The sequence below is a fragment of the Couchioplanes caeruleus genome (assembly GCF_003751945.1).
GTDB lineage: Bacteria > Actinomycetota > Actinomycetes > Mycobacteriales > Micromonosporaceae > Actinoplanes > Actinoplanes caeruleus.
In genome coordinates this window covers 1,223,029-1,247,593 of record NZ_RJKL01000001.1, presented here as the reverse complement: position 1 = coordinate 1,247,593, position 24,565 = coordinate 1,223,029, and the positions used below count along the sequence as shown (strand labels likewise).

Here is a 24,565-nt window from a genome sequence, read left to right as displayed (position 1 = left end):
CGGGCGGGCCGGTCACGGCGGTCGGGACCCTGCGCCGCGACACCGGCGGGCTGGACCGCTTCCTCGTCTCGCTGGCCGAAGCCTTCGTGCGGGGGGTACGGGTGGACTTCCGCCCGATCTTCGCGGACACCGGCGCGCGGCGGATCCCACTGCCCACGTACGCCTTCACCGAGGAGTTTCTCTGGGCCATCCGACCGCCGCAGCAGGCCGGCGGCACCGCCGATCCGGCCGACGACGAGTTCTGGACCGCGGTCGAGGGCGAGGACACCGATGCCCTGGCGGCGAGTCTGCAGCTCGACGCGGCCACGCTCACACCGGTCCTGCCCGCACTGGCCCAGTGGCGTCGCCACCGCAAGGACCGCTCCACCATCGACCGGTGGCGCTACCGGGCGAGCTGGAAACCGGTCACCAAGCTACCGCCCGCCACGCTCACCGGCACCTGGCTGCTGGTGGGTGACGACCCGCAGGTGCAGGCCGCGCTCACCGCGCACGGCGCCACCGTCGTGCACGAGCCCGTCGCCGATCTGACCGGCATCGTGTCCGTGCTGGCCGCCCGGGAGGAGCCGACCCCCACCCATCCGGGCCTGACCGAGGGCCTGGCCCGCAGCATCGAGCTGATCCAGGCCGGGCACGAGGCGCCGCTGTGGCTCCTCACCCGCGGAGCGGTCGCGGCCGGCCGTTCGGACCGGATCACCAACCCGGGCCAGGCGCAGATCGCCGGCCTCGGCTGGACCGCCGCCCTGGAACACCCCCAGCGCTTCGGCGGCGTCATCGACCTGCCCACCGAGCTGGACCGGCGCGCGGGCGAACGCCTCGCCGCGGTCCTCACCGGCGGCACCGGCGAGGACCAGGTGGCGATCCGCTCGTCCGGAGTCCTGGCCCGGCGCGTTCTGCGCGCCCCGGCCGGCGAAAAGCGGCAGTGGACGCCGAACGGCACCATCCTGATCACCGGCGGCACCGGAACCCTCGCCCCGCACCTGGTCCGCTGGTTGGCGGACCAGGGTGCCGAGAAGATCGTGCTGATCAGTCGTCGCGGCCCCGAGGCGCCGGGCGCGGCCGAGCTCATCGCACAGCTGGGCGGGGTCGCCGAGGCGGTCGCCTGTGACGTCACCGACCGCGACGCGCTGCGCGCCCTGATCGACCGGCTCGCTGCCGAGGGCGCCCCGGTCCGTACGGTCGTGCACACCGCCGCCGTCATCGAGCTGGCCTCCATCGAGGCGACGAGCCTGGACGCCTTCGACCGGGTGATGCACGCCAAGGTGACCGGCGCACGCCTGCTCGACGAGCTGCTCGGCGACGACCTGGACGACTTCGTGCTCTACTCGTCCACCGCCGGCATGTGGGGCAGCGGCCAGCACGCCGCCTACGTGGCCGCCAACGCCTACCTCAACGCGCTCGCCGAGACCCGCCGCGCCCGCGGCGCCCGGGCCACGTCGATCTCCTGGGGCATCTGGTCCGACGACATGAAGCTGGGCCGCGTCGACCCGGCGTCGATCCGGCGCAGCGGCCTGGTCTTCATGGATCCGGTGCTCGCCCTGGCCGGCCTCAAGCAGGCTCTCGAGTCCGACGACACCGTCGTCACCGTCGCCGACGTCGACTGGGCCCTGTACCACCCGGTCTTCACATCGTCGCGGCCCACCACGCTGTTCGAGGACGTGCCCGACATCGCCGCGCTCGAGCAGGCCGCGCCGGTCACCGACGGCGAGTTCGCCGCCCGGATCCGCGCGCTGGCGGCCGCCGAGCAGGACCGTGTCGTCCTCGACCTGGTCCGCGGCGAGGCCGCCGCCGTGCTGGGTCACGCCTCCTCCGAGACGCTGTCCGAGCACAACGCCTTCCGCGAGGTCGGCTTCGACTCACTGACCGCCGTCGATCTGCGCAACCGTCTGGCGGGCAGGACGGGCCTGTCGCTGCCCAGCACGCTCGTGTTCGACTACCCGAACCCGCGAGCCCTGGTCGACTTCCTGCGCGGAGAACTCGTCGGCGCGGCCACCGCGGTCGCCACCCTTCCCGGGGCGGCCGGCACCGACGAGCCGATCGCCATCATCGGCATGGCCTGCCGCTACCCGGGCGGGATCGGCTCGCCCGAGGACCTGTGGCACCTGATCCTGGCCGGCGGCGACGCGATCACCGAGTTCCCCGCCGACCGCGGCTGGGACACCGACGGCCTGTACGACCCGGACCCGGACCGCTCCGGGAAGACCTACTCGGTGCGCGGCGGCTTCCTTCGCGACGTGGCGGACTTCGACGCCGGGTTCTTCGGCATCAGCCCCCGCGAGGCGCTCGCCATGGACCCGCAGCAGCGGCTGCTCCTGGAGACCAGCTGGGAGGCCCTGGAGCGGGCCGGGATCGACCCGGCCACCCTGCGCGGCAGCCGGACCGGCACCTTCATCGGCGCCAGCTACCAGGACTACAGCGCGGGCAGCGCGGTCCAGGACGGCGCCGAAGGTCACCTGGTCACCGGCACCATCTCGAGCGTGCTGTCCGGCCGGCTGTCCTACAACTACGGCTTCGAGGGCCCGGCGGTCACCCTCGACACCGCCTGCTCCTCGTCGCTGGTCGCGCTGCACCTGGCCTGCCAGTCGCTGCGCAACGGCGAGAGCGACCTGGCGATGGCCGGCGGCGTCAGCGTGATGGCCACCCCCGACGCGTTCGTCGGCTTCAGCCGCCAGCGCGCGATGGCCGTGGACGGGCGATGCAAGGCGTACGCGGAGGCGGCCGACGGCATGAGCCTCGCCGAGGGCGTCGGCCTGGTGCTGGTCGAGCGCCTCTCGGACGCGCAGCGCAACGGCCACCACATCCTCGCGGTGGTCCGCGGCTCCGCGGTCAACTCCGACGGCGCCTCGAACGGCCTGACCGCCCCGAACGGCCCCTCGCAGCAGCGCGTCATCCGGCAGGCGCTGGCCAATGCCCGCGTCGACGCCGACGAGGTGGACGTGGTCGACGGGCACGGGACCGGCACCCGACTGGGTGACCCCATCGAGGCGCAGGCGCTGCTCGCCACGTACGGCCGCCAGCGCACCCGTCCACTGCTGCTCGGCTCGGTCAAGTCCAACATCGGCCACACCCAGATGGCCTCCGGTGTGGCCAGCGTGATCAAGATGGTGCTCGCGTTGCAGCACGGCACGGTCCCGGCCACCCTGCACGTGGACCAACCGTCCACGCACGTGGACTGGGTACCCGGCGCGATCGAACTGGCCACCGCCACCGTCGACTGGCCGGCGGTGGACCGGCCGCGACGGGCCGGCGTCTCCTCGTTCGGGCTCAGCGGCACCAACGTGCACACCGTCCTGGAGCAGGCCCCCGCCGCCGCCCCGGTCACGCCGGGCGCCGGACAGAGCGGACCGATCGTGCTGTCCGCGCGCACTCCCGCCGCGCTGCGTGCCCAGGCCGTACGGCTGCGCTCCTATCTGGATCGGCGGCCGGAGCTGGCGCTGACCGACGTGGCCGCGGCACTCGCCACCGCCCGCGCCGACCTGCCGCAGCGCGCCGCGGTGATCAGCGACGATCGTGACGAGGTGCTGCGCGCGCTGGACGCGCTGCGCGACGGCACCCTCGATCCGGGACTGGTCACCGACGGCCCGGCCCCCGGCGGCCTGGCCTTCCTGTTCACGGGGCAGGGCAGCCAGCGCGCCCGCATGGGCCATGCGCTGTACCAGCGGTTCCCGGTCTACGCGCAGGCCCTGGACGAGATCCTGGCGCACTTCGACCAGCTTCTCGACCGGCCCCTCGGCGAGCTGCTCACCGCGCCGGACGGCCCCGACGCCGCCCTGCTGGACGACACCCGGTGGACGCAGCCGGCCCTGTTCGCGCTGGAGATGGCGCTGTTCCGCCTGGTCGAGTCGTGGGGTCTGACCCCGGACCGGGTGGCCGGCCACTCGATCGGCGAGTACGCCGCCGCTGTCGTCGCCGGCGTGCTCAGCGTCGAGGACGCCTGCACCCTGGTCGCCGCTCGTGGCCGGCTGATGGCCGAGCTGCCCGCCGGCGGCGTGATGATCGCCGTCGAGGCCACCGAGGCCGAGGTGCTGCCGCTGCTCACCGACGGCGTCTCGATCGCCGCGGTCAACGGGCCGCGCTCGCTGGTGCTGGCCGGCGACGACGGACCGGTCACCGCGGCCGCCGCCGGGTTCGCCCGGACCAGGCGGCTCGGCGTCAGCCACGCGTTCCACTCGGCACGCATGGATCCGATGCTGGACGCCTTCGCCGAGGTGGCCCGGTCGGTCACCTACCGGCCCCCGCTGATCCCGCTGATCTCCACGGTCGCCGGTGGGCCGGTCCCGGCCGAGCGCCTGACCTCCGCGGACTACTGGGTGGACCAGGTCCGCGCCACCGTCCGGTTCGCCGACGCGGTGGCCTGGCTGGCCGCCAACGGCACCGGCACCGCCCTGGAGATCGGACCGGACGCCACCCTCAGCAGCGCGGCCGGCGACACCCTCACGACGGTCCCGGCGCTGCGCCGCGACCGCGACGAGGTGAGCACCCTGTTCACCGCCCTGGCCCGGTTGTACGCCCGGGGGGCGGCCGTGAACTGGGCGGGCGTCTTCCCGACCGCCGCCCTCCGGGTGGACCTGCCCACGTACCCGTTCCAGCGGCAGCGGTTCTGGCCCGAGCCGGCCGACCTGGCGGACACCGTCGACGCGGAGTTCTGGGCCGCCGTGGAGAACGGCGACCTGCCGCTGGACGAGACCGCCCGGCAGACCCTCACCACGTGGCGCCGCCGCCGCAGCGAGGCGTCCGCCCTGGACGGTCTGCGCTACCGGATCAGCTGGCAGCCGGTCACCGGAGCAGAGGCCCGCCCCGGGCCCTGGCTCGCCCTGGTCGCCCCGGGCGACACCGGCGAGGTGGTCGCCGCGCTCGGTGCCACCCCGATCACCGTGGACGCCCCGGACCGGGCCGCGATCGCAGCGGCGCTGGCCGGCGCCGAGGCTGACGGGGTCGTGTCGCTGCTGCCCGACGCGGTCACCACCGCGGCCGCCGTGCAGGCACTCGGCGACGCAGGGATCACCGCGCCGCTCTGGGTGATCACCACCGGGGCCGTCGCGGTCACCGACACCGACCCGGCGCCGTCGCCGGAGCAGGCGGCGATCCAGGGCCTCGGCCGGGTCGTCGCGCTGGAGCACCCGGACCGCTGGGGCGGCCTGATCGACCTCGACCCGGCCGCCGCCACCCGGCTCAGCTTCGCCGGCGGCGAACTCGCGGTCCGCACCACCGGGGTCTTCGCCCGCCGCCTGGTGCATGCCCCGGCCGGTGCCGCCGCCGGCCGCCCGCTGGACCTGGCCGGCGGCACCACCCTGATCACCGGCGGCACCGGCGGCATCGGCGCGCACCTGGCCCGGCGACTGGCCGAGCGCGGCGCCGAGCACCTGCTGCTGCTGAGCCGCCGTGGCCCGGACGCGCCCGGCGCCGCCGAACTGGCCGCGGAGCTCGGCTCCAAGGCCACCATCGTGGCCTGCGACGCCGCCGACCGCGACGCCCTCGCCGCAGCGCTGGACGGGCACACCGTGGTGAACGTCTTCCACACCGCGGGCATCGTCGACGACGGCGTGATCGACGCCCTTACCCCGCAGCGCTTCGCCGCCGTGCAACGGGCCAAGATGGACGCCACCCGCAGCCTGCACGAGCTCACGCCCGACGCGCGCGCGTTCGTGCTGTTCTCCTCGACCGCCGGCGTGCTGGGGGCCGCCGGGCAGGGCAACTACGCGGCCGCCAATGCCTGGCTGGACGCGTTCGCGGCGGTCCGGCGCGCGCAAGGCCTTCCGGCCACCGCGATCGCCTGGGGCCCGTGGGCCGAGGCGGGTATGGCCGCCGGCCAGTCCCTCGTGGAGGAGCGCGTCAGGCGTGGCGGCTTCACCCCGATGGCTCCCGACCTGGCCTTCGCCGCCCTGGAGCAGGCCGTCGAGCGCGGCGACGTGGCGATCACCGTGGCCGGCGTCGACTGGCAGCGGTACGCGCAGATCTTCGCCGGGCCACTGCTGGCCGACCTGCCCGAGGTACGCCGGGCCGCCACCGCCGCCCCGGCGGGCAGCGCCGGCCTGCGCGAGCAGCTCGCCGGGCTCACCGGCCCGGCACGGGCGAAGTCCATGCTCGACGTGGTCCGTGCCAGCGCGGCCGCGGTGCTGGGCCACGCCGACCGCAGCGGCGTCGGTGCCGACCAGGCGTTCAGCGACCTCGGCTTCGACTCGTTGACCATCGTCGAGCTGCGCAACAGCCTGGCCGCGGCGACCGGGCTGGCCCTGTCCGCCACCCTGGTGTTCGACTACCCGACCCCGGCCGACCTGGCCGACCACCTGCTCGCCCGGCTCACGGGCGCCCCGACGGACACCTGTTTGCCCGCGGTCGCCGCCGCCGACGTGTCCGACGATCCTATCGTCATCGTCGGCATGGGCTGCCGGTTCCCCGGCGGCGTGCAGAGCCCCGAGGATTTGTGGCGGCTGCTCGACGACGGCGCCGACGCCATCTCCGGTTTCCCGGCGGACCGTGGCTGGGACCTGGAGGCCCTTGCCCGAGGCGGATCGGCCACCCTGGAGGGCGGCTTCCTGGACGGCGTCAGCCGCTTCGACGCGCCCTTCTTCGGGATCAGCCCCCGTGAGGCCCTCGCCATGGACCCGCAGCAGCGCCTCCTGCTCGAGACGTCCTGGGAGGCTCTGGAACGGGCCGGCATCGACCCGAGCGGACTGCGTGGCTCGGCCACCGGCGTCTTCGTCGGCACCAACGGCCAGGACTACCTCAACGTCCTGCGCCGTGGCACCGCCGACGTGCGGGGACACGTGGCGACCGGCAACACCGCCAGCGTGATGTCCGGCCGGCTGTCCTACACGCTCGGCCTGGAGGGTCCCGCGGTCACGGTGGACACCGCCTGCTCCTCATCGCTGGTCGCACTGCACCTGGCCGCGAGCGCGCTGCGCGCCGGCGAGTGCACCCTCGCCCTGGTCGGCGGCGCGTCGGTGATGTCCAGCCCGGACGCCTTCGTCGAGTTCAGCGCCCAGGGCGGGCTCGCCCCGGACGGGCGGTGCAAGGCGTTCGCCGAGGGCGCCGACGGCACCGCCTGGTCCGAGGGCGCCGGCATCATCGTGCTGGAGCGCCGGTCCGACGCGGTCCGCCACGGCCACGAGATCCTTGCCGTGGTCCGCGGCACCGCGGTCAACCAGGACGGCGCCTCCAACGGCCTGACCGCCCCGAACGGGCGCGCTCAGCAGCGGGTCATCCGGGCCGCGCTGGCCGCCGCCCGGCTGGCCCCCGGCGAGGTGGACGCGGTCGAGGCGCACGGCACCGGCACCACCCTCGGCGACCCGGTCGAGGCCGGGGCGCTCGTCGCGGCGTACGGCCCCGACCGCCCGGCCCCGCTGATGCTCGGCGCGGTCAAGTCCAACCTGGGCCACGCCCAGGCCGCGGCCGGCATGGCCGGCGTCATCAAGGTGGTCCTCGCCATGCGGCACGGCACCATGCCGAAGACGCTGCACGTGGACGCCGCGTCCAGCCGGGTCGACTGGTCGTCCGGCACGCTCGACCTGGTCGAGCAGGCTCGCGAGTGGCGCGAGAACGGACGACCGCGCCGCGCCGGTGTCTCCGCTTTCGGCGTCAGCGGCACCAACGCGCACGTGATCCTCGAACAGGGCGTCCCGGCCGCGGCGGCGCCCGCCGCGACCGTCGTCCCGCGAGCGGTGCCGTTGCTGGTCTCCGCGCGCGGCGACACCGCCCTGGACGCGCAGATCGTCCGCATCCGGGACGCGGCCCGGGACCGGTCCCCGGTGGACGTCGGCCTCTCACTGCTGGACCGGGCCACCTTCGCCCGGCGGGCGGTCCTGATCGGTGACACGGTGATCCGCGGAGCGGCCGCCGACCTCCGCGTCGGCATGGTCTTCTCCGGGCAGGGCACGCAGCGCCCCGGCATGGGACGCGAGCTGTACGAACGTTTCCCGGCTTTCCGCGACGCCCTGGAGGCGATCGGCGCGGACCTCGGCACGATGTGGGGCGACGACGCCGCCGGACTGGCCCGCACCGGCAACGCGCAGCCGGCCATCTTCGCCGTCGAGGTGGCGCTCTACCGGCTCCTCGAGTCGTTCGGGGTGCGGCCCGAGGTCCTCGGCGGGCACTCCGTCGGCGAGATCGCCGCCGCGCACGTGGCCGGTGTGCTGTCCCTGGCCGACGCCTGGACCCTGGTCACCGCCCGAGGCCGGCTCATGCAAGAGCTGCCCGGCGGCGGCGTGATGGTGGCGGTCGAGGCCTCCGAGGACGAGGTCCGCGAGAGACTGACCGACGGCGTGTCGATCGCCGCGGTCAACGGGCCGTCCGCCGTGGTCATCGCCGGGCCGGAGAAGGCCGTGGAGCAGGTCCGCCGCCGGATCACCGGGCGTACCACCGCGCTGAAGGTGTCGCATGCCTTCCACTCCGCGCTGATGGACCCGATGCTGGCCGAGTTCGAGGCGGTGGTCCGCACGCTGACCCTGCGCGCGCCGGACGTGCCGCTGGTCTCCGGCGTCACCGGCCGGGTCGAGGCGGAGCTGTTCACCGACCCGGCCTACTGGGTGCGGCACGTGCGCGAGACGGTGCGGTTCGCCGACGCCGTGGAGGCCATGCGCGGCCTCGGCGTGGACACCTTCGTCGAGGTCGGCCCGGACTCGGTGCTGACACCTCTGGTCGACGGCGTGCCGACGCTGCGCCGCGACCGGGACGAGGAGACCGCCACGGTCACCGCCCTCGCCCGGTTGCACGTAGCCGGTGCGCCCGTGGACTGGCCGGCCCTGTTCGCCGGGACCGGCGCACGGCGCACCGCCCTGCCCACGTACCCCTTCCAGCGCGAGGCCTACTGGCCGGAGATGGCCCCGGTGGCCGGCCCCGGCCCGGGCGCCGACTTCTGGGCCGCCGTCGACGCCGGTGACCTGCCCGCGCTCTCCGCCTGGCGCGAGCGCCACGACCAGCCGTCCTGGCGCTACCGGATCACGTGGCGGCCGGTCACCCCGGCCGCGGCGGACGGCCGCCGGCTGGTGATCGTCCCGACCGGCGACGACCCGTGGGTCACCGCCGTCGCGGCACGGCTCGGCGGCGACGTGACGGTCGTCGGCGATCTGACCGGCGGCGACTACGACCAGGTGGTCTCGGTGCTGGCCGGCTGGCCGCACGAGCTGGCCGCGAGCCTGGAGGCGGCCGGCATCACCGCACCGCTCTGGTGCATCACCCGTGGCGGCGTCACCATCGGCCGCTCCGACCCGCTGAGCGACCCGGAACAGGCCGCGATCTGGGGCGCCGGGCGGGTGACCGCCCTGGACCGTCCCGGCGCCTGGGGTGGGCTGATCGACCTGCCGGTGTCCGTGGACGAGCGGACTCTGGACCGGCTGGTGGTCGGTGATGAGGATCAGATCGCGGTGCGCGCCTCCGGCGTCTACGCCCGCCGCCTGGCCCGTGACGCCGCCGACGGACCGGCCTGGCGGCCCACCGGCACGGTCGCGATCACCGGCGGCCTCGGCGAATTCGCCGCACCGGTGGCCCACTGGCTCACCTCCCACGGGGCGGACCACGTGGTGATCGTCGGCGAGGACGACGGTTCCCGACCGGCCACCGGTCTCACCGTTGTCCCGAGCCTGGACGGGCTCGCCCCGAGCGCGATCCTGGTGATCGCCGACGGCGCCGCCACCGGCGACGACCCGGCCACCGTCCTGCCCGCGCTGCGCGCCCAGCTCGACGCCGTCGTCGACGCCGCGCCGACGGTGATCCTGTTCGCCTCCATCGCCGGTGTCTGGGGTGTCGCGGGCCAGTACGGCCCGGCCGCCGCCAGCGCCTACGTGGACGCCGTCGCGGCCCGCCACGACAACACGATCGCCGTCTCGTGGGGCGCGTGGACCGGTGTCACCCCGGACGCCCTGGCGGCGCACCTGCGTGTCAACGGCCTCCCGGCGATGGACCCGGCCCGGGCGCTCACCGCGCTCGCCCGCTCGATCGGCGACTCGGTGACCGTGGCCGACGTGGCCTGGGACCGGTTCGCGCCGGCCTTCACCCGTGCGCGGGCATCCCGGCTCTTCGCCGACCTGCCCGAGGCCCGCGCGACGAAGAGCGCCCCGGCGGTGGCGGCCGCGACGGCGCCGGACGCCGCGCAGCTTCTCACCCTGGTCCGCGCCGAGGCGGCCCGTGTGCTCGGTTACCCGGATCCGGACGCCGTGCCCACCACGCAGGCCTTCCGCGACCTGGGCTTCGACTCGCTCACCGCCGTCGACCTGCGCAACCAGCTCTCCACCGCGACCGGCCTGACCCTGCCCGCCACGCTGGTGTTCGACTACCCGACCCCGCAGTCCCTGGCCCGGTTCCTGCACGAGGAGCTGGCCGGCGGTGGCGAGGCCGTCACGGCCACCCCGGTGGCGAGCGTGGCCGGCGACCCGATCGTCATCGTCGGCATGGCCTGCCGCTACCCGGGCGGGGTCCGCTCGCCCGAGGACCTCTGGCAGCTCATGCGCGACGAGGTCGACGCGATCGGGGACTTCCCGGCCGACCGCGGCTGGGACCTGGACCGGCTCACCCACGGCGACGCCGACGGCCGCGGCCGCAGCGTCACCCGCAACGGCGGTTTCCTCTACGACGCCGCAGACTTCGACCCGGCGTTCTTCGGCATCAGCCCCCGCGAGGCGATCGTGCTCGACCCGCAGCAGCGAATCCTCCTCGAGGCCAGCTGGGAGGCCCTGGAGCGGGCCGGAATCGACCCGGCCGGGCTGCGCGGCGGCGACGCCGGCGTCTTCGTCGGCGGCGGCAGCGGCGACTACCGGCCCGACCTGGGCCAGATCGGCCACGTCGAGACCGCCCAGTCGGCCAGCCTGCTGTCCGGGCGTGTCTCGTACGCGCTCGGCCTGGAGGGCCCGTCGGTCACCGTCGACACCGCCTGCTCCTCGTCGCTGGTCGCGCTGCACCTGGCCGCGAGCGCGCTGCGGGCGGGGGAGTGCTCGATCGCCCTGGCCGGCGGCGTCACCGTGATGTCCACGCCGGTGGGCTTCGTGGAGTTCGGCGAGATGGGCGCGCTGTCGTCCGACGGTCGCTGCCGGGCGTTCTCCGATTCGGCCGGCGGCACCGGGTGGTCCGAGGGTGTCGGCATGCTCGTCGTCGAGCGGCAGTCCGACGCCATCGCCCGCGGTCATCAGATCCTCGCCGTGCTGCGCGGTTCGGCGATCAACTCCGACGGCGCCTCGAACGGCATCACCGCCCCGAACGGGCCGTCCCAGCAGCGCGTCATCCGGCGCGCGCTGGCTAACGCCGGGCTGGCCGTCACCGACGTGGACGCGGTCGAGGCACACGGCACCGGCACTTCACTGGGCGACCCGATCGAGGCGCAGGCGCTGATCGCCACCTACGGCCGGGGCCGGGAGACCCCGCTGCTGCTCGGCGCGGTCAAGTCCAACATCGGGCACACCCAGGCCGCGTCCGGCGTGGCCGGAGTGATCAAGATGATCATGGCCATGCGGCACGGCGTGCTGCCGAGGACGCTGCACGTGGACCGGCCGTCGTCGCATGTGGACTGGACAGCCGGCGCGGTGTCCCTGCTCACCGCCGAGACGCCCTGGCCGGTGGTGGACCGGCCGCGCCGCGCGGGTGTCTCGTCGTTCGGTGCCAGCGGCACCAACGCACACGTCATTCTCGAACAGGGCGCCGGGACGCCGGCCCCGGCCGGCGGGTTCACGCCCTCGGTGGTCGCGGTGCCGTTGTCCGCCCCCGGTCTCGACGCGGTACGCGAGCAGGCGCGCCGCCTGCTCGACACCGACCTGACGCCGGCCGACGTGGCGCTCACCCTGTCCGGCCGCACGCAGTTCGAGCACCGCGCCACGGTCCTCGCCTCCACCGCGGACGAGCTGCGCGCCGGCCTCGCCGCGCTGATCGACGGGACCCCCTCCGCCCGGGTCGTGCGCGGCACGGTGACCGGCGGCCGCACCGCGTTCCTGTTCTCCGGACAGGGCGCGCAACGAGCCGGCGCGGGACGCGAGCTCTATCACCGCTTCCCGGTCTTCGCCGCGGCCCTGGACGAGGTGTCGGCCCGCTTCGACACCGAACTGGACCGGCCGTTGCGCGATCTGCTCTTCGCCGAGCAGGGCAGCGACGACGCCGCCCTGCTGGACCGCACCGGATACACCCAGCCGGCGCTGTTCGCCGTCGAGGTGGCCCTGTACCGGCTCGTCGAGTCCCTCGGCGTGCGCGCCGACTACGTGGCCGGCCACTCCATCGGCGAGATAGCCGCCGCACACGTGGCCGGTGTCCTGTCCCTGGACGACGCGGTGACGCTGGTCGCCGCCCGGGGTCGCCTCATGCAGGCGCTGCCGGCCGGCGGTGCGATGGCGTCGCTGGAGGCGACCGAGGACGAGGTCACCGCCCGCCTCATCGGCGGCGTCGGTGTCGCCGCGATCAACGGCCCGTCCGCCGTGGTGATCGCCGGAGACGGCGCCGCGGTGGACGCGGTCGCGGCCGGATTCTCCGCCGAGGGACGCAAGACTAGGCGTTTGCGGGTCAGTCATGCATTTCACTCGGCTCATATGGACGCCATGCTCGACGAGTTCGGCCGGGTCGCCGCCACCCTGTCGTACGCCGCCCCGGCAACACCGCTCGTCTCCGCCGTGACCGGCGAGGTGGCCGACGCCGCGCTCGTCACCGACCCTGGATACTGGGTCCGGCACGTCCGCGAGACCGTACGGTTCGCCGACAGCGTCCGCAGCCTGGCCCGTGAGGGCGTCACCACCTTCCTGGAACTCGGCCCGGACGGCGTGCTCAGCGCCCTGGCCCAGGACAGCGCCCCGGACGCGGTCGCCGTGCCGGTGCTGCGCAAGGACCGCGCCGACGAGGCCGCCCTGGTGCATGCCCTGGCCCGCCTGCACGTCACCGGCGCCGGACCGGACTGGGCGGCGTTCTTCGCCGGCACCACCGCCCGCCGGTGCGACGCCCCCACGTACGCCTTCCAGCGGCGGCGCTTCTGGCCGGAGAGCCGCCCGGCAGCCAGGGGCGTGGACGCGGCCGACGCCGAGTTCTGGTCGGTCGTGCAGAACGAGGACTTCGACAAGCTCACCGGCACTCTGGGAGTGGACGGCGACTCGCTCGCCAAGGTCCTTCCCGCCCTGTCCGACTGGCGCCGCCGCCGCGCGGAGCAGACCACCGTGGAGGGCTGGCGGCAGCGGATCGCCTGGCGGCCGCTGAACCGGGCCTCCTCCGGCGCCCTGACCGGCACCTGGATCGTGGTCGTCCCCGCCGGCGGCGGGGACGACCCGTGGGTCACCGGCGTGGTCGCCAGCCTCGGCGCCGGCGTCACCTGCGTAGAGATCGCCGACCCGGACCGTACGGCGGTTACGCGGCTGCTGCGCGAGCACGTCGGCAGCCGTGACGTGACCGGCGTGCTCTCCCTGCTCGCCCTCGCCGAGGAGAGGATCTCCGATGTGCCGGCGGGCGTGCTGCTCACCACCGCGTTGATCCAGGGGCTCGGCGACGCCGGGGTGCACGCGCCGCTGTGGTGCGTCACCCGCGCCGCCGTGGCGGTCAGCCCCGGCGAGCCGGTTCCCGGCGCGCTTCAGGCGGCCGTCCAGGGCCTCGGCCGCGTCGCCGCCCTGGAGTACCCGCAGCGCTGGGGCGGCCTCATCGACCTGCCCGAGACGCTCGACGCCGGCGCGGCCGCCCGCCTCGTCGCCGTGCTGGACGACCCGCAGGGCGAGGACCAGGTGGCCGTGCGGTCCGCGGCGATCTTCGGCCGCCGTCTCGCCGCGGTGGCGCAGCGCCCGGCCCGCGAGTGGGACCCGAGCGGCACGATCCTGATCACCGGCGGCACGGGTGCCCTCGGCGCGCATGTCGCCCGGCGGCTCGCCACGGCCGGCGCGCAGCGCCTGGTGCTGCTCAGCCGGGCCGGCATGGACGCGCCGGGCGCCGCGGAGCTGGCCGCCGAGCTGGGGGAGCGGGCCATCGTCATGGCTTGTGACACCGCCGATCGGGACAGCCTCGCCGCGGTGCTGGACGGCATCACCGACCTGACCGGCGTCGTGCACGCCGCCGGGGTGCTGGACGACGGCATTCTGGACGGACTCACCGCGGCGCAGTTCGCCACCGTGTTCCGGGCCAAGGTCACCTCGGCGCTCCTTCTCGACGAGCTCACCGCCGGCCGTGACCTGACCGTGTTCGCGCTGTTCTCCTCGGCGTCGGCCGCGGTCGGCAACCCCGGCCAGGCCAACTACGCCGCGGCCAACGCCGTCCTGGACGCGCTCGCCGAAGCCCGGCGCGCCCGCGGCCTGGCGGCCACCTCGGTCGCCTGGGGCGCCTGGGGCGGTGGCGGCATGGCCGCCGACGAGAAGGCCGCCGTGACGGCCCGCCGCACCGGGATCCGGCCGCTCGACCCGGACCTCGCGGTCACCGCACTGCGCCAGGTGGTGCTCGCGCCGGAACCGGTCGCCCTGGTCGCCGACGTCGACCCGCAACCGTTCATCCGGGCCTTCACGTCGGCCCGGCCCACCCGGCTGCTGATCGAGCTGCCCGGCTACGACGCCGTCACGGCCGCCGGCGCCGCACCCGCCGCGGCCGCCGACGACTTCAGGGCCGGGCTCGCCGCGCTACCCGCCGAGCAGCGCCAGGCCGAGATGGTCTCGATGGTCCGCCGGGTCGCCGCCGAGACGCTCGGGCTGTCCGACACCGACGCGGTCGGCGACGAGAAGGCGTTCCGCGACCTCGGCTTCGACTCGCTCAGCGCGGTCGAGCTGCGCAACCAGCTGAACGCGACGACCGGTCTGGACCTGCCGTCCACGCTGGTCTTCGACCACCCGACACCGGCCGCGCTCGCCGAGCACATCCTCGGCTCGTTCTTCGCCGGCACCACCGCGCCGGACGACGACGAGTCGGCGTTGCGGTCCGTGCTCGCCACCGTCTCGCTGGACCAGCTCCGCGAGATCGGCGTGCTCGAGCCGCTGATGCGGCTGGCCGGCCGTGCGCCCACCGCCACCCTGGACGACGACTCGATCGACGCGATGGACCTCGACAGCCTCGTTCAGGCGGCACTCAAGGAGCAGGGGGACTCATGACCTCGCCCAGCGACCGGGTCGTCGAGGCACTGCGCTCGTCGGTCAAGGAGACCGAGCGGCTGCGCCGGCAGAACCAACAACTCATCGAGCAACGCACCGAACCGATCGCGATCGTCGGAATGAGCTGCCGGTACCCGGGCGGCGTCCGGTCGCCCGAGGACCTGTGGCGGCTGCTGATCGAGGGTGGCGACGCCATCGGCGGCTTCCCCGGCGACCGCGGGTGGGATCTGACCGCCCTGCGCGAGGCCGGTGTCGACGCGCGCGGCATGCCGGTCAGCCAGGAGGGCGGCTTCCTCGACGACGTGGCGGGCTTCGACGCCGGGTTCTTCGGGATCTCGCCGCGCGAGGCGGTCACCATGGACCCGCAGCAGCGGCTGTTGCTGGAGACCTCGTGGGAGGCGTTCGAGTCGGCGGGCATCGACCCGGCGTCGCTGCGCCGCAGCCCGACCGGCGTCTACCTCGGCACCAACGGGCAGGACTATGCGTATCTGCTGATCCGTGACGTGGACGACGCCACCGGTGACATCGGCACCGGCATCGCGGCCGGCGCCGTCTCGGGCCGCGTCTCCTACACGATGGGCCTCGAAGGTCCTGCGGTCACCGTGGATACCGCCTGCTCGTCGTCGCTGGTCGCCCTGCACCTGGCGGCGCACGCTCTGCGCAACGGGGAGTGCACGCTGGCGCTGGCCGGCGGAGTGAACGTGATGTCCACGCCCGGCTCCCTGATGGAGTTCAGCCGGCAGGGCGGGCTCGCCTCGGACGGGCGGTGCAAGGCGTACGCGGACGATGCGGACGGCACCGGCTGGGCCGAGGGCGTCGGCCTGCTGGTCCTGGAGAAGCTGTCCGACGCCCGCCGCAACGGCCACGACGTCCTCGCGGTGGTCCGCGGGTCAGCGGTCAACCAGGACGGAGCTTCCAACGGCTTCACCGCCCCGAACGGGCCGTCGCAGCAGCGGGTCATCCAGCGGGCGCTCCGCAGTGCCGACCTGCAACCGTGCGAGGTCGATGTCGTCGAGGGGCACGGCACCGGCACCCCACTCGGCGACCCCATCGAGGCCGGCGCCCTGCTCGCCACGTACGGCCGGGATCGCGACGTGCCGCTGCTGCTCGGCTCCCTCAAGTCGAACATCGGCCACACCCAGGCCGCCGCCGGGGTCGCCGGCGTGATCAAGATGGTGCTCGCGCTGCGGCGCGGCATCGTCCCCGCGACGCTGCACGCGGACCGGCCGTCCTCGCAGGTGAACTGGGCCTCAGGGGCGGTCCGGCTGGCCACCCGGGCGACGCCGCTCCCGCCCTGCGACCGGCCGTGGCGCGGCGGGGTCTCCTCGTTCGGCATCTCCGGCACCAACGCGCACGTCATCGTCGAGCAGGTTCCTTCCGACGCCGTCGAGCCGACGGCACCGGCGGTGGTCCCGCTGCCGGTCTCCGCGCGCGCCGGCGCCGCGCTGGAGGAGCAGATCGCGGCTGTACGCGCCGTCGAGGGTTCCCCGGTCGACATCGGCTTCTCCCTCACCCGCCGGACCGTTTTCCCGCACCGGGCGGCCCTCGTCGGCGATACCGAGATCCGGGGCGAGGCTGCCGGCCGTACCGTCGGGCTGGTCTTCTCCGGGCAGGGCACCCAGCGCGTCGGCATGGGCCGTGGCCTGTACGAGCGCTTCCCCGTCTTCGCTGAGGCGTTCGACGCCACCTGTGCGCACCTGAGCATCGACTGGGACGACCTGAATTCCACCGGCAACGCGCAGCCGGCGATCTTCGCCGTCGAGGTGGCGCTCTACCGGCTCCTCGAGTCGTGGGGTCTACGGCCGGCGGTTCTCGCCGGGCACTCGATCGGTGAGATCACGGCCGCGCACGTGGCCGGGGTGTTCAGCCTCGAGGACGCGTGCACGCTGATCTCCGCGCGAGCCCGGTTGATGCAGGCGTTGCCGGACGGTGGGGCGATGATCGCGGTCGAGGGGCGGGAGTCGGAGGTCCCGGCCGGCGTTTCGATCGCGGCGATCAACGGCCTGGACGCGCTTGTGCTGTCCGGCTCGGAGCCCGCCGTCATGGCGGCCGCGGCGGCCTTCGAGCGGAGTAAGCGCCTGAGCGTCAGCCACGCCTTCCACTCGGCGCTGATGGATCCGATGCTGGACGCCTTCGCCGACGCCATCGCCGGGATCGCATTCCACCGCCCGGCCACCCCGCTCGTCTCCCACGTCACAGGCCGGACCGAGACCGACCTGTTCACCGATCCCGCCTACTGGGTGCGGCACGTGCGGGAGACGGTCCGGTTCGCCGACGGCGTCGAGGCCATGCGCGCGGCCGGCGTGGACACCTTCGTCGAGGTCGGCCCGGATTCGGTGCTGGCTGCCCTGATCGACGCCGACCTCGTGGTGCCGACCCTGCGCCGCGACCGCGACGAGCAGACCGCCCTGGCCACCGCGGCCGGGCGCCTGTGGACCGCCGGCGTGCCGGTCGACCTGAGCGCCTGGTTCTCCGGCGGCCACCGGATCCCGCTGCCCACCTACGCCTTTCAGCACGAGCGCTACTGGCCGCAGCCTTCCGGCGGCGCCGGCGTCGCCGCGGCCGGGCTGACCGCACCCCGGCACCCGCTGCTCGGCGCGGCCGTGTCGCTCGCCGACACCGACGAGACCGTCTTCACCGGCCTCGTCCCCGCGCTGCCGGACACCGCCTGGCTCGAACTGGCCATCCGGGCCGGCGACGAGACCGGCACCCCGCACGTGCGCGACCTGACCGTGACCGCCCCCCTGGACGAGCCGGCCGCCCTGCAGATCCGCGTCGGCGCCGCGGAGGGCGGGACCCGGCCGGTCACCCTGTCCTCGCGGATGTCCGGCGGCGAGTGGGTCCGCAACGCGTACGGCACCCTCGACAACGGCTCCGATCTGCTGCCGGCCGGTGACGACGTCGCCGAGTTCGCGGTGGACGGTGCCGGTGCGTACGGCATCGATCCGGCCCTGCTCGCCCAGCTTTTCCCGGACGGCCGCCGCCCGGTCGCGTGGCACGGCGTCTCCCTGCACGCGTCCGCGGCCACCATGATCCGCGCCCGGGTCACCCCGACCGGCGACGACACGGTCGAGATCGCCGCGGTGGACCCGGCCGGCGAACCGGTCCTCACCGCCCGCCGGGTCACCCTCGGTGCCCTGCCCGGGACGGCCACGTCCGCGGGATCGCTGCTGCGCCTCGACTGGGTGCCGGCCCAGCCGGTCGCCGCCGCGGAAGCCGAGCCGACCATCGTGACGTTCGGGTCCGAGGGCGACGACGTGGTGGCCGAGACGCACCGCATCACCGCCGCCGCCCTGACGGCGGTCCAGGACTGGCTCGCCCGCGACGACCACGGCCGCCTGCTCTTTGTCACCCGTCGCCGGGATCTTGCCGCCGCCGCGGTGCACGGCCTGGTCCGTTCGGCGGAATCCGAGAACCCGGGCCGCTTCGCGCTCGCCCAGACCGACGGCGACCTGCCCGCTCTGGGTGGCTACCTGGCCTCCGGTGACACCGAGTTCCGTGTACGCGGCGGCGAGGTCTTCGTTCCACGCCTGACCCGCACCCCCGCGGCGGAGACCGCGTGGACGCCGCGCGGCACCGTGCTCATCACCGGCGGTACGGGCGGTCTCGGCTCGCAGCTCGCCCACCATCTCGCCGGGCGTGGCGCGAATCTGGTGCTGGTCAGCCGCCGCGGTCCGGACGCGCCCGGCGCGGACGGGCTGCCGGGCCGGGTCGTGGCCTGCGACCTGACCGACCGTGCCGCCGTGGACGAGCTGGTCGCGGGCATTCCCGACCTGTCCGCGGTCGTGCACACCGCGGGTGTCCTCGACGACGGCGTGATCACCGCCCTGAACCCGGACCGGCTCGCCACCGTGCTGCGTCCCAAGGTCGACGCGGCCTGGAACCTGCACGCGGCAACGAAAGATCTCGACGCGTTCGTGCTGTTCTCGTCCACCTCCGGTGTGATGGGCAGTCCTGGACAGGCCAACTACGCAGCGGGGAACGTGTTCCTGGACGCTCTCGCCGCATACCGGCGGTCGCGAGGCCTCGCCGCGCAGTCGCTCGCCTGGCCCGCCTGGGCGGGTGGCGCCGGCATGACCGCCACCCTCACCGACGCCGGGATCCGCCGCATCTCCGCGGCCGGTCTGCCGCCGCTCACCGCCGGACAGGGCCTCGCACTCTTCGACGCCGCCGTCGCCCCCGGCGGTGAGCCCTACCTGATGCCGGTCCGCATGCCGTCGTCCGGCGCCCCGATGCCGGTGGTGCCGGCGCTGCTCCGCAACCTGATCCGGGCCGGGCGCCGCGTCGCCGCGACCAGCCCCGGCGGCGACGCGGCCCTGGCCGCCCTCACCGCACGACTCGCCGCCCGGACCGGCGATGAGCGGCAGCGCGTGGTCACCGACCTGATCCGCGCCGAGGCCGCCGCCGTGCTCGGCCACACCTCGGCCGCCGCCGTCGACGCCCGGCGTGAGTTCCGCGACCTCGGTTTCGACTCGCTCACCGCGGTGGAACTGCGCAACCGGCTCACCACCGCCACCGGCCTGCGGCTGCCCGCCACCCTGGTGTTCGACCACCCGACGCCGGTCGCGCTGGCCGGACGGATCGTCGCCGACCTGATGGACGAGCACGCCGACGAGATCGTCACGGCGGGGGTGGCGGCCGGCGACGACCCGATCGTCATCGTCGGCATGGCCTGCCGCCTGCCCGGCGGCGTCACCTCGCCGGACGAGCTGTGGGACCTGGTCGCCGGCGGCCGCGACGCCATCGCCGGGTTCCCCGCCGACCGCGGCTGGGACCTGCAGGGCCTTTTCGCCGAGGGCCCGGACCGGCGCAGCACCAGCGCCACCCGCTACGGCGGCTTCCTGCGCGCCGCGGGCGACTTCGACGCCGGGTTCTTCGGCATCTCCCCGCGCGAGGCGCTCGCCATGGACCCGCAGCAGCGCCTGCTGCTGGAGACCAGCTGGGAGGCGATCGAACGGGCGGGCATCGACCCGGAACGCCTCACCGGCAGCCGCACCGGCGTGTTCATGGGTGCGGGCGGCCAGGACTACACGAACCTGGTGATGAACTCCCGCGAGGACGTCGAGGGGCACGCCACCACCGGCCTGGCCACCAGCGTCATCTCCGGCCGGGTGTCGTACACGCTGGGTCTGCAGGGCCCGGCCCTGACTGTGGACACGGCCTGTTCGTCGTCGCTGGTCGCGCTGCATCTGGCCGCGCAGGCGCTGCGAACCGGCGAATGCTCGCTCGCGCTGGCCGGTGGCGTCACCGTGATGTCCACCCCGACCAGCTTCACCGGCTTCACCCGTCAGGGCGGACTCGCGCCCGACGGGCGCTGTAAGGCGTTCGCGGACGCGGCGGACGGCACCGGCTGGGCCGAGGGCGTGGGTGTGCTGGTGGTCGAGCGGCAGTCCGACGCGATCGCCAACGGTCATGAGATCCTCGCGGTCGTACGCGGGTCGGCGGTCAACTCCGACGGTGCCTCGAACGGGCTGACCGCCCCGAACGGGCCCTCGCAGCAACGCGTCATCCGCCGCGCCCTGCAGGCGGCCGGGCTCTCCGCCGCCGACGTGGACGTGGTGGAGGGGCACGGCACCGGCACCACCCTCGGCGATCCCATCGAGGCGCAGGCCCTGCTGGCGACGTACGGGCGGGACCGGGACCCGGACCGGCCGCTGCTGCTCGGCTCGGTCAAGTCGAACCTCGGGCACACCCAGGCGGCCTCCGGCGTGGCCGGGATCATCAAGATGGTCATGGCGATGCGCCACCACGTCCTTCCGCAGACCCTGCACGTGGACCGGCCGACGACCCACGTCGACTGGGCCGCCGGGGCGATCCGGCTGCTCATCACCGCCGAGCCGTGGCCCCGGGTGAACCGGCCGGTGCGCGCGGGCGTCTCGTCGTTCGGCATCTCCGGCACCAACGCGCACGTCATCCTGGAGCAGGCCGAGCCCGCGCCGGAACACGCGACCCCACCGGTCGCCGGGCCGGTCCCGCTGCCGGTGTCGGCCCGTTCCGAGGCGGGGCTGGACGCGCAGATCGGCCGCGTCCGGGCCGTCGTGGGCGAGCCCGCCGACATCGGCTTCTCGCTGGCGACCAGCCGGGCCGCGCTGGCGCACCGCGCAGTGCTCATCGGTGACACTGTGGTCCGCGGTGTCGCTTCCGGACGCCGTCTCGGCGTGGTCTTCTCCGGGCAGGGTTCGCAGCGCGCCGGTATGGGCCGTGGTCTGTACGACCGTTTCCCGGTCTTCGCCGAGGCGTTCGACGCCGTCTGTGCGCACCTGACGATCGACTGGGGCGACCTCGATGCCACCGGTAGCGCGCAGCCGGCGATCTTCGCCGTCGAGGTGGCGCTCTACCGGCTCCTCGAGTCGTGGGGCCTGCGGCCGGACGTGGTGGGTGGGCATTCGGTCGGGGAGATCGTGGCCGCGTATGTGGCCGGGGTGTTCAGCCTCGAGGACGCGTGCACGCTGATCTCCGCGCGGGCCCGGTTGATGCAGGCGTTGCCGGCCGGTGGGGCGATGATCGCGGTCGAGGGGCGGGAGTCGGAGGTGCCGGCCGGCGTTTCGGTCGCGGCGGTCAACGGTCCGGACTCGCTGGTGTTGTCCGGTCCGGAGGCGGCTGTCGTGGCGGCCGCGGCGGGTTTCGCGCGCAGCAGGCGCCTCAGTGTCAGTCACGCCTTCCACTCGGCGCTGATGGAGCCGATGCTCGACGACTTCCGCGTCGTCGTCCGGACCCTCACGCTGAACGAGCCGACCCTGCCGATGATCTCCAACGTCACCGGCGGACCGGTCGAGTCCGGCCTGGTCACCGACCCGGACTACTGGGTGCGGCACGTGCGCGATACGGTCCGCTTCGCCGACGGCATGGACGCCATGCGCGGCCTCGGCGTGGACACCTTCGTCGAGGCCGGGCCGGACTCGGTGCTGGCCGCGCTGATCGACGCCGAGCTGGTGGTACCGACGCTGCGCCGCGACCGCGACGAGACCGAGGCGATCCTCGCCGCCGCGGCCACCCTGTACGTCCACGGCGTCGACCTGGACTGGACCCCCTGGTACCCGGGCGCGCGCCGGATCGCACTGCCCACCTACGCGTTCCAGCACGAGCGTTACTGGCCGCGTCCGGCCTCCTCCGGTGGCGACGTCACCTCCGTGGGACAGGCCGCGGCCCGGCACCCGCTGCTCGGCGCGGCCGTCGCAGTGGCCGGCGCCGACGAGGTCATCCTCACCGGGCTGCTGTCGCTGCGCGTGCACCCGTGGCTCGCCGAGCACGATACGGTGCCCGGCGCGACCTGGCTGGAACTCGCCCTCCGGGCCGGCGACCAGGTCGGCTGCGACCGCGTGGAGCGCCTCGAGATCGGCGCGCCCCTCACGCTCACCGAGCAGTCCGCCGTGACCCTGCAGGTCCGCGTCGGCGTGCCCGGCGACGACGGCGGCCGTGCGGTCGCCGTGCACTCGCGTACCGGCGACGGGCCGTGGATCGCACACGCCTCGGGTCGTCTCGCCGAGGACGGCGGTCGGCCGTACGAGATCGGCGACGCCCCGGTCGAGGCGGCGCTGCCGGACGGGCTGGCCGGTGACGCCCGCTACTTCGGCCTGCACCCGGAACTGCTCACCGCGCTGCTCGACGACGATCTGGAACCGGCCGTGTTCACCGGCGTCACCCTGCACGCCTCCGGCGCGACCAGGCTGCGCGCCATGCTGACCCGGCGCGGCACGAACGGCTACCGGATCGCGGCCGCCGACCCGGCCGGCGCGCCGGTGCTGTCCATCGAGTCGGTGACCCTGCGCGAGCCCGTGGCGGCCGCCGCCGACGGTCCCCGTGGATCCCTGCTGGACCTGCGCTGGATCGCCGCCGACGCGTCGACCGCGGGCCGGACGGTCACCCTCGCCGACGAGCTGGACGACGTGAACGGCGACGCTGATCTGGTGCTCGTGCCGATCGCGGGCGCCGGCGAGGACGTCGCGGCCGAGGCACACCGGCTCACCGCGTACGCCCTCGGTCTGATCCACCAGTGGTTGGCCACCGACCGCTTCGGCGACGCCCGGCTCGCCTTCGTCACCGACGGCGCGGTCGGCACCGGCGACGGCGACCCGATCCGCGACGTCGCGGCGAGCGCCGTCTGGGGTCTCGTCCGGGCCGCCCAGTCCGAGCACCCGGACCGGTTCCTGCTGGCCGACACCGCCACCGGTATCGAGGCGGTGCCCGCCGACGAGCCGCAGTTCGCGGTCCGCGACGGCGTGACGCTGGTGCCCCGCCTGGGCCGGGCGGTCCTGCCGGAGTCGGGCGCATGGACGCCGCGCGGCACCGTGCTCATCACCGGCGGTACGGGCGGTCTCGGCTCGCAGCTCGCCCACCATCTCGCCGGGCGTGGCGCGAATCTGGTGCTGGTCAGCCGCCGCGGTCCGGACGCGCCCGGCGCGGACGGGCTGCCGGGCCGGGTCGTGGCCTGCGACCTGACCGACCGTGCCGCCGTGGACGAGCTGGTCGCGGGCATTCCCGACCTGTCCGCGGTCGTGCACACCGCGGGTGTCCTCGACGACGGCGTGATCACCGCCCTGAACCCGGACCGGCTCGCCACCGTGCTGCGTCCCAAGGTCGACGCGGCCTGGAACCTGCACGCGGCAACGAAAGATCTCGACGCGTTCGTGCTGTTCTCCTCGATCTCCGGCATCATGGGCAGCGCCGGACAGGCCAACTACGCAGCCGGCAACGTGTTCCTGGACGCTCTCGCCGCATACCGGCGGTCGCGAGGCCTCGCCGCACAGTCACTCGCCTGGCCCGCCTGGGCGGGCGGCAGCGGCATGACCGCCACCCTCAGCGAGAGCGACATGCAGCGCGCCTCCTCCGGTCTGCCGCCGCTCACCGTCGCACAGGGCCTTGCCCTCTTCGACACCGCCACCGAGGTCGGATCGCCGTACCTGGTGCCGGTCAGCATGTCGTCCACCAGGGTGCGGATGCCCGGCGTCGTCCCGGCCGTGCTGCGCGACCTCGTCAAGGGCGGCCGCCGCACCGCGGCCGGCAGCGCCGGGACGGCGGCCACCCTGGCCGCACTCACCCAGCAGCTCGCCGGGCGCCGCGAGGACGAGCGGATCCGCTACGTCGCCGACCTCATCCGCACCGAGGCGGCCGGCGTGCTCGGCCACACCTCGGCGGCCGCCGTCGATGCCCACCGCGAGTTCCGCGACATCGGCTTCGACTCGCTCACCGCGGTGGAACTGCGCAACCGGCTCACCGCGGTGACCGGCCTGCGGCTGCCCGCCACCATGGTCTTCGACCACCCCACCCCGGCCGTGCTCGCCGAACACCTCACCAAGGAACTGGTCAGCGAGCACACCGCGCAGGACGGCCCGGCCCTGCTCGCGGACCTGGACCGGCTCGGTGCCGCTCTCAGCGCCAGCGAGCCCGACGACGTCACCCGGGCCGCGGTCACCACCCGGCTGCGCCGGATTCTCGACGCCTGGCGCGCCGCCGAATCCGGCACCGCCGGGGTGGCCGAGCGGCTCGGGAGCGCGTCCGCCGACGACCTGTTCGCCTTCATCGATAACGAACTCGGCCGCCAGGGCGATCGCTGA

At 74.7% G+C, this 24,565-nt stretch carries 2 protein-coding genes (1 of these 2 cut by a window edge); both read left to right on the top strand.

Going from position 1 to position 24,565, the window contains the following annotated elements; genetic code table 11:
• Nucleotides 1-15,011 carry the 3' portion of a type I polyketide synthase gene (locus EDD30_RS05505; protein WP_123678095.1) on the top strand. The gene continues 11,998 nt to the left of window position 1, outside the view, so 15,011 of the gene's 27,009 nt are visible here — the last part of the coding sequence; the start codon falls outside the window, past its left edge; its stop codon occupies nt 15,009-15,011.
• Entirely contained in the window at nt 15,008-24,565 is a 9,558-nt protein-coding gene (locus EDD30_RS05500) for a type I polyketide synthase (protein WP_123678094.1), read from the top strand. Before EDD30_RS05505 ends, EDD30_RS05500 begins: the two co-directional genes overlap by 4 nt.